Genomic DNA, 13,937 nt, shown 5'->3' on the forward strand with positions numbered 1-13,937 from the left:
GCGCTCGGGCCGATGAGCAGCGGAGGGCCCCGCCAGGGCGGCACCGGGCGGCTCAGGCGCCGCGCCCTACGATCGTGCGGGCCGCGGCAGCCGTCTCGCAGCGCCGCTCGGCCCGCCCGGTGCCCGCCGCACCGCTCGTCCCACCTCCGGAGGTCCGCCATGCCCACCACCGTCCCCGCCCTGCTCGCCGACGCGGCCGGCGCCGCCTTCCACCGCGGCACGGTCGAGCGCCGCGACCTCGGCCCGAACGACGTCGCGATCGACATCGCCTACGCGGGCATCTGCCACTCCGACATCCACCAGGTGCGGGAGGAGTGGGGCGGCGCGATCTTCCCGATGGTCCCGGGCCACGAGATCGCGGGCACGGTCAGCGCGATCGGCAGCGAGGTCACCCGCTACGCGGTCGGCGACCGGGTCGGCGTCGGCTGCTTCGTCGACTCCTGCCGCGAGTGCGAGTACTGCCTCGCGGGCGAGGAGCAGTTCTGCCTGAAGGGCAACGTCGGCACCTACAACGCCCGCTCGTACGACGGGGAGCCCACCTACGGCGGCTACAGCACCGCGGTCGTCGTCGACGAGCGCTACGTGCTCCGCATCCCGGACGCGATCGGCCTCGACGTCGCGGCGCCGCTGCTCTGCGCCGGCATCACCACCTACAGCCCGCTCAAGCACTGGGGCGCGGGCTCCGGCAAGCACGTCGCGGTCGTGGGACTCGGCGGGCTCGGCCACATGGCCGTGCAGATCGCGCACGCGCTCGGCGCGGAGGTCACCGTCATCTCCCGCACGCGCTCGAAGGAGGAGGACGGCCGCCGCCTCGGCGCCGACCACTACGTCGCCACGAGCGAGGAGGGCGCGCTGAAGGCGCTCCGCAACACGTTCGACCTGATCATCAACACGGTGTCGGCGGACGTGCCGGTCGACGCGTTCCTCCGCACCCTCCGCGTCGGCGGCAGCTTCGTCTACGTCGGCCTGCCGCCGGAGCGGCAGAGCTTCAACGCGGGCTCCGTCATCGGCGGCCGCCGCAGCATCGGCGGCTCGAACATCGGCGGCATCCGCGAGACGCAGGAGATGCTCGACTTCTGCGGCGCGCACGGCATCGGCGCGGTCATCGAGACCATCGCGGCGGACGAGGTCACCGAGGCGTACGACCGCGTGGTCGACGGGAAGGTGCACTACCGCTACGTGATCGACACCGCGACGATCCCGGCCTAGGGCGCCATCGCGCGGCGGCCGCCCGGACGGGCGGCCGCCGGTCAGGCCGGGTGCGCGGCGACGTGCTCCAGCACGAGCGCGGCGAGCTCGGCAGGGCGCTCCTCCGGGACCCAGTGCGACGCGCCCTCGAGCACCTCGAACCGGTACGGCGCCGCGACGAAATCGCTCGCGCCCTCGGCAGCCTGCCGGCCGATCGCGGTGTCGCCGTCGCTCCACACGAACAGCGTCGGGACGCGCGTCCGGCCCGCGCCGAGCTGGCCGCGGAGGCGGATCGCCCGGTACCAGTTCAGCATCGCGGTCGCCGTGCGTGGATCGGTCAGCAGGCGGACGGCCTCCTCCGGGTCCCGCATGCCGGCGCCGGCCATCAGGCGCCGGGCGAGCGCTCCCCCGCGGGCGCGGAGCAGCGCCTCCGGCAGCACCGGGATCTGGAAGGCGCCGATGTACCAGGACTTCAGGGCCTGCGGACCGGCGAGCGCCCGACGCATGGCCGCCGGATGCGGTACGGACACGGCGCTCAGGGAGGCGACCCGGTTCGCGTGCCGCCCGGCGAGGGTCCACGAGACCGCGGCGCCCCAGTCGTGCCCGAGCAGGTGGAACCGCTCCGCCCCGGCGGCGTCCGCGAGCGCGAGCACGTCGCCGGTCAGCGACCGCATCGAGTACGCCCGAACCTCCTGCGGCCGAGCAGCCGGCGAGTAGCCCCGCTGGTCGGGCGCCAGCACCCGGTATCCCGCGTCGGTCAGCAGCGGCGCGACGGCGGCCCAGGACGCGGAGGTCTGCGGGAAGCCGTGCAGCGCGACGACGACCGGGCCGTCGAGGGGCCCGTCGTCCCGCACGGTGAACTCGAGGCCCTCGGAGGTGAAGCGGGTCAGCCGCTCTGCGTGCACGGCGCGAGGGTAGGGGCGCTCGCTCCGCGCGGTCCGTACGCTGCCCTCGTGGGCGTGCGGAACTACCTCGTCGAGGGCCTGTCCGGCTCGGGCAAGACCTCCGTCGCGCGTGAGCTGCGCCGCCGCGGGGAGCAGGTCGTCGACGGCGACACCGAGCTCGCGGTCCGCCTGCACCCCGTCGCCCCCGACGACACGTTCGAGGAGGAGCACGCGAACTGGGTGTGGCCGGAGGAGCGCGTGCGGGCGATCGCCGCGGATCGGTCGCACGCGAGGACGTTCTTCTGCGGCGGCTCGCGGAACTCTGCGTCGTTCCTCGACGTGTTCGACGCGGTGTTCGTGCTCGAGGTCGACGAGGCGACGCTGCGGCGACGGCTGGAGCTGCGCCCCGAGGACGAGTTCGGCGGCCGACCGGCTGAGCGGGAGTGGGTGCTCGCGCTGCACCGCTCCGGGCCGGACACGCCGCCGGGCGTCGCGATCGACTCCACGGCCCCGCTCAGCGAGGTCGTGGACCGCATCCTCGTGCTCGCCTCGGGCGAGCAGCGCTGATCAGGAGGCGTCCGGCTCCGTCGGGCCGACGTCGATCGCGGTCCGCCGCGCCTCCGCCATCGCCGCCATGAACTCGCGGCGCGGGTCGTCGAGGATCAGCAAGGTCGCGCCGGCGTGCACCCGCTGCGCGAACGCGCCCTGCTCCGCGATGCGCTCGAGCACCGGTCGCGCCGCTTCCCCGAGCGAGGTCATCGCCCTGGTCAGGCTGCGCTTCGCCTCCGGACCGCGTCGGCCGAGCTCGGTCGCGAGGTCCTCGGCGACGGCCTCCGGCTCCCCCGCGATGTCCGCCGGCACGAGCACGACCGCGAGGCGCCAGGCCGCCCGGGCGACCTCGTCCTCCTCGTCGTGGACCAGTGCCGGGGTCAGCGCCGGGCGCGACCGCGGGTCGGCGAGCTTCGTCAGCGTGTGCAACGACTGGCTGCGGGCCTGCGGGAACGGCGACGACAGCTCGGCGACGAGCCGCGGCACCGTGAGGTCCGCGGGGAGGCGCGTCAGCGCCCAGGTGAGCATGTCGCGGACGAAGAAGTCGGGCTCGACGCCCGACCGCTCGACGAGCACGTCGACGACGTCCGGGTCCGGCGTCGTCCCCGCGGCCATCGCGGCCCGCAGCCGCGTCGAGCCGCTCTCGTGCCGGAGCGCCGTCGTCAGCTCGCTCGGGTTCACGCCGTCTCCGTCCCGTGCGCCGTCGCCGAGGCGCACCCCTCCATCGTGCGCGCTGCAGCGTCGCCCGATGCGCGGACGACAAGGGCACGGCCCGATCGGGCGGGTCTCAGCGGCACCACCGTGAGACGTATCCGGCGGTCCCCCGCGGCACGACCTCCCGGTCCCGCAGCAGCACGGAGACGCGCGAGCCGCGGAGCCGGCACCCGTCGCTGAAGGCGCGGCGAGGCGTGTCGGTGTACTCGATCTCGATCACGTGGCGCCCGTAGACCGCCGTGTAGGCGCCGCACTCCTCGTACACCTGGCACTCCTCCGCGATCGCGAAGTCGAAGCCCGCGGCCTCGCCGCGCCGGCCGAGCTCCGGCGCGTTCTTCTGCGCGACCGCGAGCCCGCGGCGGTGCGCGTGCGCGGTGAGGAGGCGCGTGTAGGCGAGCGTGTCCGCGCGGCTGATCCGCTTCGGGAAGCGCGTCCAGGTGTCGAGGTTGTCGGGCTCGATCGCGCGGAAGCCCTTCGCCGCGCAGCCGTCGACCCACCGGTTCACGATCCGTGCGACCGCCCGCCGCTTTGCCGCGGTCGAGATGTCGAGGATCGCCTCACCCGGCCAGCCGGGGTCGACGACCGGCTTCCCGGCGCCCGTCCGCAGCACGAGCGTCGGGTGGTGCCGCAGCCACCAGGCGCGCTCCTGCGGCTGCGTCTGGAAGGCGTTGACGTAGCAGATCGAGTAGACGCCGCGGACGGGCCGGTCGGTCCGATCGCGGTCGACGATCCGGACGCCCTCCGCCGGCGGGTAGGCGCCGCCGAGCTGGTAGTCGAACCGCGCGCCGGCCGGCGGCGGGGCGACCGCGTGCGGCGCGGACGTGGGCGACGTCTTCGGGGCCGGAGGCGCGGCGGCGACCGCCACCGCGGTGGCCGACGCCGCGACCGCCACCGACGCGACGGTGATCAGCAGCACCGCGCGGAGCCGTGTCCTCCCCTGCCCGCCGCTCGCCACGCACTCACCGTGGGGGCCGGGCCGTCCGGGGAGCGGGTCGGCCGACCCGGCGCCTCAGGCGGGCAGCCAGTTGCCGTGGAAGCCGTGCGGCACGCGCGCCGGCAGGTGCACCTGCGCGACGGACTCGAGGGACGCGGCGTCGAGCAGCTCGAGCCGGTCCGCGCCGGTCGCCCCGTCGTGCACGAAGCCCATCAGGACCCCGTCGTCCTCCGCCGCGTCCGGTGCGCGCGGCACGAAGACGAGCTCGCCCACCTCCACGCCCTCGCCGAGGCTGTGCGACTCGGTGGTACCGGACACGAGGTCGTGCTTGAGGATCCGGTCGTCGACCGTGCCCGTGCCGTCCGGCGCCAGGCCCGTCGCGTAGCCGAAGCGGTACGGCCGCCCCATCAGCCGCTCGTCGATGCGGGGGAACTCCTGCTGCCGGTCGTCGACGGTCGTCTCGCTCGCGCGGCCGGTGACGAGGTCGAGGCGCCAGCGCGTGAGCCGGGTCGTCGCGCCCTCCGGGCCGCGGTCGTCGTTCACGAACACCTCGTCGTACCGGATCCCGTCGACCACGACCGCGGTGACCATGCCGTCCCGGTCGACCTCGTCGTAGGCGCCGAGCACGTGGAAGACGAAGCACTGCGCGATCTCGAACCAGCGCACCGCGGCACCGGCGCCCTCCCGCGGCAGCACGCCGAGGCGGCTCGGGTGCTCCGGCGACCAGCTGTAGGGCATGTCGCCGTTCCGGAGGCGGGAGGCCGCCTTGTCCGCCAGGCGCCCGCCCGCCGGGACCCGCCCGATCAGCTTCGACGCGACCTTCGACCCCGGCCCGATCATCCGCTCGGGCACGCCGACGGCGCGCATCGCGCGGGCGAGGTCGAACTCGATCGGCAGGTCGAGCACGACGACGTGCCCCTCCGTCAGGCCCATGTCGTGGATCAGCGGGCTGCCCGCGACCGGGACGTCGACCACGCGCCGAGCCCGCCCCCGCGGGTCCACGACCGAGTACTGCACGAACCCGGGCTGGTCGAAGCGGTAGGAGATCGCGTGCAGCTCGCCGGACGCCGGGTCGAGCTTCGGGTGCGCGGTGTAGCCGCCGGGCAGGGTGCCCTGGAAGGTCCAGGAGCCGATGGTCTCCAGCTCGTCGGTGAGGGCGTAGCAGGTGCCGCCGGCCTCGACGAGGGCGAGCGTCGCGCCCGCGTGCCCGATCACGGTCGTGTTCGCGGCGACGCTGACGCCGGAGGTCGGCGGCACGGGCTCGCCGAGCGCCTTCGCCGCGTCGGCGGAGCGCACCCACCGGTTCCGGTACCACTCGGCGCGGCCGCCGCGCAGGCGGACGCCGTGCACCATCCCGTCGCCCATGAAGTAGTGGAAGGTCGCCGGGTCGACCGCGCCGATCGGGTTCGGCCCGTTGCGCACGTAGCGGCCGTCGAGCCACTCCGGGATCCGCCCGGTCACCCGCAGGTCCATGGCGGTCGTCTCGACCTGCACCGGGTCGTAGGCGCCGCCGGTGAGCAGCGGACGGTCGGAGCCGGTCGGGGCGATGACGCTCATGCGCGGACCGTACGTGCGGGTCCTGTGCGCGCCTCCGAGCAGCGGGGGCTGCGGGCCGTCGCCCGGCGCCCCCGCTCGCCCGGAGAAGGTCAGTCGGGGACGACCACGGCGCGGCCGCGCAGCGAGCCCGCGTGCAGCTTCTCGTAGGCGCGCGGGGCGTCGTCGAGGGAGAACTGCTCGATCTCCACCGTGATCTGGCCGCGGCGGGCCAGGTCGAGCACCTCGATCAGCTCGCTCCGGCTCCCCCAGTACGGCGTCCGGAGCGCAGCGTCGAACGGCAGGGAGCCGAACGCGAACGGGATGCTGCCGCCGCCGATGCCGACGATCGTCACGTCCGCCTCGAGCGCGGCGCTCGCGGCGGCGATCTCCATGGTCGGCTGCACGCCGACGAAGTCGAACACCGCGTCCGCGCCGAGGCCGCCCGTCAGGTCGCGGATCCGCCCCGTGGCCCGGTCGTTCGACAGCACGGTCTCGTCGGCGCCGACCTCGGTCGCCAGCTCGAGCTTCTCGTCGTTCACGTCGACCGCGATCACCCGGGCGCCGGAGATCGCCTTGAGGATCTGGATCCCGACGTGCCCGAGGCCGCCGGTGCCGAGCACCAGCGCGGTCGTGCCGGCCCCGAGCTTCGGCAGCGACTGCTTGATCGCGTGGTACGGCGTGAGGCCCGCGTCGGTCAGCGAGACGTGCTTGACCGGGTCGAGCCCGTCGAGCGGCACGACGTGGCGCTCGGAGTCGACGAGCAGGTACTCGGCCATCGCGCCCGGCGCGCCGAGCCCGGGCGAGCGGATGCCCTCCGCGGCCGCGTTCGTGCAGTAGTTCTCTTTGCCCTGGGCGCAGTTGTGGCAGCGGCCGCAGCCCCACGGCCCGTAGACCGCGACGGCGTCGCCGACCGCGACGTGCTCGACGCCCTGGCCGACCGCGGCCACCACGCCCGCTCCCTCGTGCCCGAGGGTCAGCGGGAACCCGTAGTCGTACGCCTCGGCGGGCAGCGACATCACGTACTCGTCGGAGTGGCAGGCGCCCGCGGCCGTGACCTTCAGCAGCAGCTGACCGGGGCCGGGTTCCGGCTCGTCGATCTCGACGACCTCCGGTCGTGCTCCGATGGTCCGGTACTGCAGCGCCTTCATGGGGCTCTCCCTCCGTGGTGTCCTTCGACGGTAGGCCGGGATCCTGACCGCGCCGGCGGGGCATCCACGGCCACGGCCCGGAGTGGGGATGGAGCACCTGGTCCGGACCCGAATAGCCTGGCGGCACCCACCTGCTCGCCTCGCCCGACCCGGAGCACCCATGGCCGACATCCGCCGCTTCCCGTTCACGCTGCACCTGCGCTCGAACCCGACGAACTACGTCATCCACACCCGCAAGGGCGCGCTCGCGCACCGCGGCGCAGGCGCGGCGTTCTTCTTCCGCCCGCTCAACGCCGCGATCAGCGAGGTGCCGATCGCGGAGTCCGAGCTGTCGATGCTCTTCCGCGCGCGCACCGTCGACTTCCAGGAGGTGTCGGTCCAGGCGACCGTCACCTACCGCTTCGGCGACCCGGCGGTCGCGGCCGAGCGGATCGACTTCTCCATCGACCCGTACCGCGGGCAGTGGATCGGCAAGCCGCTCGAGCAGGTCGGCACCCGCATCACCGAGCTCGCGCAGCAGTACGCGGTCGAGCACATCTCGACCGTCCCGCTCGTCGAGCTGCTCAGCACCGGGGTGCCGATCGTCCGCAGCACCACCGCGGCCGGCCTCGCCGCCGACGCGCGCCTGGCGGAGACCTCGGTCATCGTCATCGCGGTCCGCATCGTCAGCATCCGCCCGCAGCCGGACCTCGAGAAAGCGCTCGAGACGCCCGTCCGCGAGCAGGTGCAGCAGCAGGCCGACGCCGCCAGCTACGAGCGCCGGGCGCTCGCCGTCGAGCGCGAGCGCACCATCGCGGAGAACGAGCTGCAGTCGAAGATCGAGCTCGCGACGCGCGAGCAGAACCTCGTGCAGCAGGAGGGCGCGAACGCGCAGCGCCGCGCGACGGAGGAGGCCGCGACCGCCCGCATCACCGCGACCTCGGTCGCGGAGCGGGACCGGATCCGCACCGAGTCCGAGGCGGCGCGCACCCGCGAGCTCGGCACCGCCCGGGCCGAGGCGGAGACCGCGCGGCTCGGCTCCTACGCCGGCGTCGACCCCGCGCTGCTGACCGCGCTCGCGATGAACGCGCTCGCCGAGCACCTTCCCGCGATCGGGACGCTGAACCTGACGCCGGACGTGCTGACGCAGGCGCTGACGAAGCTCGGCGCCGCGCCCGTGCCGGCGCCCGCGCCCGCTTCCGCTCCGTCGAGGGACTGACGTCGTGGCGCTCGCGCCGCGGATCGTCATCGTCCACCGCCGGTCGGAGCTCGACGAGCTGATCGACCGGCACGCGACGTACGGGCAGGCGGAGTTCTTCCTCCGCTCGCGCGGCCGCAGCATCGCGGACCTGCAGGCGCGGCACGACGCGGTCGAGGCGGCGAGGACGGCCGTCGAGGACGCGGTGCCCGACGGCTTTCGGCGGGCGACCGTCGAGCGGTCCGAGCTCGATCGCTACCTGTTCGCGCCGGAGGACGTGATCGTCGCCGTCGGCCAGGACGGCCTCGTCGCGAACGCGGCGAAGTACCTGCACGGGCAGCCGGTGCTCGGCATCGACCCGGAGCCCGGGATCAACGCGGGCGTCCTCGTGCCGTTCTCCCCCGCGGAGGCGCACGCGCAGATGCTCGCGATCGCGCGCGGCCGGGCCGCCGTGTCCGAACGGACGATGGTGGAGGCGCGGCTCGACGACGGCCAGTCCCTCGTCGCGCTGAACGACGTCTACATCGGCAGCCCGGGGCACCAGTCCGCCCGGTGGACGCTGACCGACCCGGGGCGCGGCGACGAGCGCCAGTCCTGCTCCGGGCTCATCGCGGGCACCGGGACGGGCAGCACCGGGTGGATCTCCTCCATCGCCTCCGACCGGCGGCTCGCGGACCGCCTCCCGGCGCCCGAGTCGCACGACATCGCCTGGTTCGTCCGCGAGGCGTGGCCCTCGCGGGCCACGGGCACGAACCTCAGCTGGGGCGTCGTCACCGGGGAGCAGCCTCTCGTGATCACCGCGCAGTCGGACCTGCTGGTCGCGTTCGGCGACGGCATCGAGCGCGACCGTCTATCCATCGGGTTCGGGCAGCGGTTGACCGTCGCGCCCGCGGCGACGCGCCTCCGTCTGGTCGTCCGCCCCCGCTGACCCCTTCACGGATCAGGCCCGTTCCGCGACACGCCGCCTCCTGCGCCGCCGGGTAGGGCGTGTCGCGAATCCGGCCTGATCGGTGCAACAGACCCGGGTCGTCACGTCATCATGGGCGGGAGGCGGTGCCGACCTTCCGGCGCCGCAGGGACCGCAGGAGGAGTCGCCGTGATCGAGGCGCTGACCGGCACGGGTCTCGCCGCCGCGGCGGGCCTGAACGCCTACATCCCGATGCTGGCGCTCGGCCTGCTATCGCGCTTCACGGACCTCGTGACGCTGCCACACGGGTGGGCGTGGCTGGAGAACCCGTGGGCGCTCGGCATCCTCGGCGTGCTGTTCGTCGTGGAGGTCGTGGCCGACAAGGTGCCGGCGGTCGATCACGTGAACGACATCGTCCAGACCGTCGTGCGGCCGGCTGCGGGCGGCATCGTCTTCGGGTCCGGCACGGCCTCGCAGACCCCCGCGATCAGCGACCCGGGCGGCTTCCTCGCCTCGGGCGGCTGGGTTCCGGTCGCGATCGGCGTCGTGCTCGCGCTGACCGTGCACCTCGGCAAGGCGGGTACCCGGGCCGTCGCGAACACGGCGACCGTGGGCGTCGCGGCGCCGGTGCTCAGCACGGTGGAGGACGTCTCCTCGGTCGCGCTCGTCGCCGCCGCGATCCTGCTGCCCGCCCTCGTCGCGGTGCTGCTGATCGCGCTGGTCGTCGGGCTCGTCCTGCTCGTGCGGACGGCCCGGCGACGTCGAGCGCGTCGCCGGGCTCTGGCGACGAGCTGACCCACCGGCCCGTCACCACCCGCGAAGACCGCTACCGCGCGGCCGCGAGGATCGCCTCCGCGACCTGGTTCGCGCGAGGCGTGTTCGCGACCTGGATCGCGTCGGAGCCGAGGGTGAAGACGACCGAGCACTCGTTGCCGGAGGAGCCGCAGCTGGACAGCGCCCGCTCCCCCGAGGCGAGGCCCTGCAGCGCAACCGGGCGGAGGTCGCCCCGCTGGGCCGAGTGCGCGGCGATGTCGTCGACCGCCCAGCCCTGCTCGGGCGCGACGGTCACCCGCGCGAGCTCGGGCGCGGGCGTGTATCGCGGGTCCGTGAGGTCGCAGACGGAGTCGCCGATGCGCAGCTCCGCCGCGGCGAAGAGGGAGTCGACCTTCGGGTCCGGCTGGAAGCTCGTGTCGATGCTGGTGCTCTTCACGCCGAGCGCCTCGGCGAGGGACGCCTTCTTGAGGTAGTTCGTGCACGGCGCCTGCTGCCCGCTCGGCACGTGGTCCGGGAACCGCAGCTGCGCCGCGCTCGCGCCCTGCACCGTGCGGAGCGCGGACTCGACCGCGGGGGTCAGACCGGCGAAGACCTCGTCGTCCGTCTCCTTCGCGAACGCCGAGGTCGGCGAGGCGCCTTCGCGCGGGCCGGTCATCAGGTCGACGCGCACCCAGCTGGAGCCGACGGCCGCGGTCGCGCCGCAGCCGGGGTCGCCGCACGCCGCCGCGGCCGAGATGCCGGCGAACGTGCGGCGCTGGTCGGTGGGCCCGTCGCCGTACAGCGCTCCGGTCCACTCCTTCGCCGCGCCCGGAAGAACCGAGACGATCAGCTCCGCGACGCCGGCCTCCGAGCTCGGCGGCCCGGCCCGCCAGGAGCAGCCGAGGCCGCCCGCGCCCTCCAGCGCCTTCTGCCCCGTGATCGAGCCGTCGACGGTGCTGGTCGGGATCACGACCCAGTCGCTCGCAGGCTGCCCGGCGGCGAGCGCCCGCACGATGTCCGCCTTCGACACGAGGTCGTCGCAGGTCAGCGGTGCAGAGCCCGCGGTGGGCGAAGCGCTTGCGGACGGCGACGCCGTCACCGTCGTCGCACTGGCCGGCGTCACCGACGACGCGGGAGGCGCGGCGGCGGGCTGCGAGCAGGCGGCGACCGTCCCCGCCACCAGCAGGGTCAGCCCGATCGCCGCGGAGCCCCTGAACCGGAGGCGGGTGGTGGAGTCGTGAGAACCGCTCATACAAGGGGCTGTCCGCTCCACCCGTTGCGGTCACACAACCGGTGTGCACCCGCAGCGGACGCACAGTCTTTCGCGACGGACATCGCCGACGCGGGCGCGACATCGGCCGCAGCCTCCAGCGCTCCGCTCTCCGGCTTCCGAGCGGTTCAGCGCCCGAGCGACCGCTGCTCCGCCTCGAAGTCGCGGTGGATGAAGTCGCTGGTGCGGTAGCGCTCCTCGACCTCGCGGAGCCCGGGCAGCGGTTCGACCGGTCGGCGGCCCCCGAGCCGCCGGGCGAGGGCGCGGATTGCGAGGACCGCGACCGAGGGGATGCCGATCAGTGCGCTGAGCGCCGAGCAGCCTTGGACGAATCCGTCTTGGAACGCCGCGACGACGAGGAGGACGAGGAACACCACGAGGAGCAGCAGCACGAGGAGCGCGACGAGTGCGACGGGTGCGACGAGGACGAGCGCCGTCGCGGTGACGAGTGCCGCACCGTCGGTGCGGGGCGGAACCGGGGACATGCGCGAATCGTGGCGCACGGCACCGACACGCCCCGCGCCTCACACGAACCAGCGCCGCCAGCGCGACTCCACCGGCGGCTCCTCCCCCAGCGCCCGCGCCGCGGATCCGATGTCCTCCGGGGTCAGCAGCGTGACGGCCTCCGCGTCGAGCTCGACCGTGTCGAGGTCGGAACCCGCGAGGCGCATCGCCTGCCGGTTGATCGCCTGCTCGAAGAGCGTCCGGGCGAAGCGGGCGTTGCCGGAGTCCTCCCCGCGTCGCATGCCGGCGAAGACGCGGTGCAGCACCTCGTCGGCGCCCTCGCCGAGCTCGTACCGGTGGTCGGCGACGATCGTGCCGAAGATCGCCTCGAGCTCCGCGGTCGAGTAGTCCGGGAAGTCGATCTCCCGCGCGAACCGCGACCGCAGGCCCGGGTTCGAGAGCAGGAACCGCTCCATCAGCCGCGGGTAGCCGGCGACGATGACGACGAGGCGGTGGCGGTGGTCCTCCATCCGCTTCAGCAGCACCTCGATCGCCTCGGGGCCGAAGTCCATGCGGCCCTCGCCCTCGGGCGAGAGGGAGTAGGCCTCGTCGATGAACAGCACGCCGTCGAGCGCGCGGCGGATCACCCGGTCGGTCTTGATCGCGGTCGAGCCGACGTACTGCCCGACGAGCCCGGCGCGGTCGACCTCGACGAGGTGCCCCTTCTGCAGCAGCCCGACCGCGCGGTACATCTCGGCGAGCAGCCGCGCGACCGTCGTCTTGCCCGTGCCCGGGTTGCCGAGGAACACGAGGTGCTGCGAGGTCGCCGCCTCCGGCAGCCCGTGCCGCTTCCGCTGCGCCTGCACCTGCAGGAACGCGACGAGGCCGCGCACCTGCTCCTTCACGTCGTCGAGCCCGACCAGGGCGTCGAGCTCCGCGAGCAGCTCCGGCAGCGGCCGAGCGGGGGTCGCCTGCCGGTCGAGCACGCCGCCGACGACCTCCTCGACCCGCTCCAGCCCGGGCCGCTGCAGCTGCTCGCGCAACCGCTCCGCGGCGCTGCGGAGGACGGGCTTGGAGGGTCGGGGTCGTGCCACGCGCGGAGCCTAGGTGCGGGAGTCGCGTAGCAGCGCAGAGCCGCTTGTCGATACGATCGGCCGCCCTTCACCCACGGGTTCTCAATGAGGAGCATCCCAGTGCGCATGTTTTGGTTCATCTCGGTCAGCGCGATCCTCGTGGCCGCACTGGCGGCGGCGCAGTGTGCCCCGCTGCTTATTGCGGCTGCCTCGGCTGGTGCCGTCGTGCTGGGAATGATCTTCGGGCGGCTCTCGACGGCTCCCAAGAAGGAAGCGGCGGCGATCAGCAGAAGGCCCCGCGTACTGACGCTGACCTTGAGCGCCGTAGTACTTGCGGGTGCCCTAGTCGCTTCTCAACTCTTCGTCACCACCACTGTCGCTCGTGCCGACGAGAACGGCCACGTCCTTCGCGTGGTCGACGGCGACACCATTGATGTTGACGTGAACGGCGTTGCTCGACGGGTCCGGCTCCTCAACATCATACGCCAGAGACCGTCGATCCCGATAAGCCCGTCGAGTGTCTCGGGCGGGATGCAACTGCCTTCGCCAGGGCGAAGGCACCAGCCGGCACTCGCGTCACGTTGAAGTTCGACGGCGATCGAGTAGACCGATTCGGGCGCACGTTGGCCGCAGTGTTCCCGGACGGCGAAGGCAACCTCAGCGTGGCGCTTGCTGAGGCCGGTCTCGGCGCACCCGTAGACCTCGGGCATCAGAGATTTCTTGCTGAGGTCACTCAGGCAAGTGGCGACGCCGAGACGAAGGAGAGAGGACTCTTCGACTCGGAGATCGGTTGCACCGCCGCAGGGGCGGTCGCCACTGCGCAGGCGCGCGGACAGGGCTTGAACGCGGCAGGATCGCGAGCCAGCATGAGTCAGCTCGTCGCTGCGGCTACATCCGCTGCGGCAACCGACAAGCTCCTTCGTGCGGCTGATCCCAGGAGTCGCAGCCTCTGGCGTCTCTACTCGAGAACACAGCAAGCGCGCTTCGCGGATGCATTCACCGAGGTGCGCTCTCGAGCGGCAGCGATCATTGCTGCCCCTGCTGCTCGCAAGCAGCAGATCGAATCTCAGCGGAAGGCCGCAGCAGAGAAAGCGAAACAGATTCGGGCCGACCGGGCGAGGAAAGCGGCGGCCGCTGCGAAGGCGCGGAAAGCGGCGGCTGCACGCAAGACCGCCGCGGCACGCAGGGCTGCCCGCGAACGCGCAGATCAAGCGGAGCAGAGGGGTTCGTCCTCCTCGTCCGGTGACCTGTCGGGCTACACGGGCTGCCGACGGTACGCGCCTGGCGGCCGGACCTGGGAGCCAATCCCCTGTCACTGACCGTCAGCTCTAGTGGGGCGCGTCGTTCAGGTCCGGTGATC

General features: G+C 73.6%; 15 protein-coding genes and 1 pseudogene. 8 read left to right on the forward strand and 8 right to left on the reverse strand.

Annotation, left to right across the window (positions count from 1 at the left end; genetic code table 11):
- Positions 1-159 precede the first annotated feature (159 nt).
- Positions 160-1,209, forward strand: coding sequence for an NAD(P)-dependent alcohol dehydrogenase (locus D1781_RS09825; RefSeq protein WP_119482134.1), 1,050 nt, complete (start codon positions 160-162; stop codon positions 1,207-1,209).
- A 41-nt stretch (positions 1,210-1,250) separates the two neighbouring features.
- On the opposite strand, the gene D1781_RS09830 is transcribed toward D1781_RS09825, so the two are convergent.
- Positions 1,251-2,093 (reverse strand): alpha/beta fold hydrolase, encoded by an 843-nt coding sequence (locus tag D1781_RS09830; RefSeq protein WP_233551239.1) that lies wholly within the window; start codon positions 2,091-2,093, stop codon positions 1,251-1,253.
- A gap of 48 nt (positions 2,094-2,141) precedes the next feature.
- Here D1781_RS09830 and D1781_RS09835 point away from each other — a divergent pair, with 48 nt between their 5' ends.
- Positions 2,142-2,639, forward strand: coding sequence for an AAA family ATPase (locus D1781_RS09835; RefSeq protein ID WP_119482135.1), 498 nt, complete (start codon positions 2,142-2,144; stop codon positions 2,637-2,639).
- Here the strand turns inward: D1781_RS09835 and D1781_RS09840 are convergent, their stop codons facing one another.
- From D1781_RS09840 to D1781_RS09855, 4 genes are all read right to left on the reverse strand, one after another.
- Entirely contained in the window at positions 2,640-3,338 is a 699-nt protein-coding gene (locus D1781_RS09840; protein ID WP_233551241.1) for a HEAT repeat domain-containing protein, read from the reverse strand. It abuts the gene before it with no gap.
- 70 nt (positions 3,339-3,408) lie between these two features.
- Positions 3,409-4,290 carry an endo alpha-1,4 polygalactosaminidase gene (locus D1781_RS09845; RefSeq protein WP_199706548.1) on the reverse strand — a complete coding sequence of 294 codons (882 nt, stop codon included), beginning with the start codon at positions 4,288-4,290 and terminating at the stop codon, positions 3,409-3,411.
- Between the two features lie 54 nt (positions 4,291-4,344).
- On the reverse strand, positions 4,345-5,826 hold the full coding sequence (locus D1781_RS09850) for a carotenoid oxygenase family protein (protein ID WP_119482137.1): 1,482 nt from the start codon (positions 5,824-5,826) through the stop codon (positions 4,345-4,347).
- Between the two features lie 89 nt (positions 5,827-5,915).
- Positions 5,916-6,953: an NAD(P)-dependent alcohol dehydrogenase gene (locus D1781_RS09855; protein WP_119482138.1), complete on the reverse strand. Its 1,038-nt coding sequence runs from the start codon at positions 6,951-6,953 to the stop codon at positions 5,916-5,918.
- A gap of 160 nt (positions 6,954-7,113) precedes the next feature.
- On the opposite strand from D1781_RS09855, the gene D1781_RS09860 reads away from it, so the two are divergent.
- The 3 genes from D1781_RS09860 (at position 7,114) to D1781_RS09870 (ending at position 9,832) form a co-directional block, all read left to right on the forward strand.
- Positions 7,114-8,151 carry an SPFH domain-containing protein gene (locus D1781_RS09860; protein ID WP_119482139.1) on the forward strand — a complete coding sequence of 346 codons (1,038 nt, stop codon included), beginning with the start codon at positions 7,114-7,116 and terminating at the stop codon, positions 8,149-8,151.
- A 4-nt stretch (positions 8,152-8,155) separates the two neighbouring features.
- Positions 8,156-9,058, forward strand: coding sequence for an NAD(+)/NADH kinase (locus tag D1781_RS09865; RefSeq protein WP_119482140.1), 903 nt, complete (start codon positions 8,156-8,158; stop codon positions 9,056-9,058).
- Positions 9,059-9,226: 168 nt separating this feature from the next.
- Complete coding sequence (locus D1781_RS09870; protein ID WP_199706550.1) at positions 9,227-9,832, forward strand: DUF4126 domain-containing protein; 606 nt, start codon at positions 9,227-9,229, stop codon at positions 9,830-9,832.
- Between the two features lie 31 nt (positions 9,833-9,863).
- Here the strand turns inward: D1781_RS09870 and D1781_RS09875 are convergent, their stop codons facing one another.
- Positions 9,864-10,820 (reverse strand): hypothetical protein, encoded by a 957-nt coding sequence (locus D1781_RS09875; protein ID WP_119482141.1) that lies wholly within the window; start codon positions 10,818-10,820, stop codon positions 9,864-9,866.
- 34 nt (positions 10,821-10,854) lie between these two features.
- On the opposite strand from D1781_RS09875, the gene D1781_RS17545 reads away from it, so the two are divergent.
- Complete coding sequence (locus tag D1781_RS17545; protein ID WP_158590058.1) at positions 10,855-11,031, forward strand: hypothetical protein; 177 nt, start codon at positions 10,855-10,857, stop codon at positions 11,029-11,031.
- A 157-nt stretch (positions 11,032-11,188) separates the two neighbouring features.
- Here D1781_RS17545 and D1781_RS09885 read toward each other — a convergent pair whose 3' ends face one another.
- Both D1781_RS09885 and D1781_RS09890 read right to left on the reverse strand, forming a co-directional pair.
- Complete coding sequence (locus D1781_RS09885; protein WP_119482143.1) at positions 11,189-11,545, reverse strand: hypothetical protein; 357 nt, start codon at positions 11,543-11,545, stop codon at positions 11,189-11,191.
- Between the two features lie 39 nt (positions 11,546-11,584).
- Positions 11,585-12,598: an AAA family ATPase gene (locus D1781_RS09890; protein WP_119482144.1), complete on the reverse strand. Its 1,014-nt coding sequence runs from the start codon at positions 12,596-12,598 to the stop codon at positions 11,585-11,587.
- Positions 12,599-12,703: 105 nt separating this feature from the next.
- Here D1781_RS09890 and D1781_RS09895 point away from each other — a divergent pair, with 105 nt between their 5' ends.
- Both D1781_RS09895 and D1781_RS18165 read left to right on the forward strand, forming a co-directional pair.
- Positions 12,704-13,162: a thermonuclease family protein gene (locus tag D1781_RS09895; protein ID WP_147392066.1), complete on the forward strand. Its 459-nt coding sequence runs from the start codon at positions 12,704-12,706 to the stop codon at positions 13,160-13,162.
- A pseudogene (locus tag D1781_RS18165) lies at positions 13,120-13,896 on the forward strand (hypothetical protein); the annotation flags it as partial. The gene D1781_RS09895 and the pseudogene D1781_RS18165, both read left to right, overlap by 43 nt.
- Positions 13,897-13,937 lie beyond the last annotated feature (41 nt).

This window comes from Amnibacterium setariae (assembly GCF_003581425.1).
GTDB classification, from domain to species: Bacteria; Actinomycetota; Actinomycetes; order Actinomycetales; family Microbacteriaceae; genus Amnibacterium; species Amnibacterium setariae.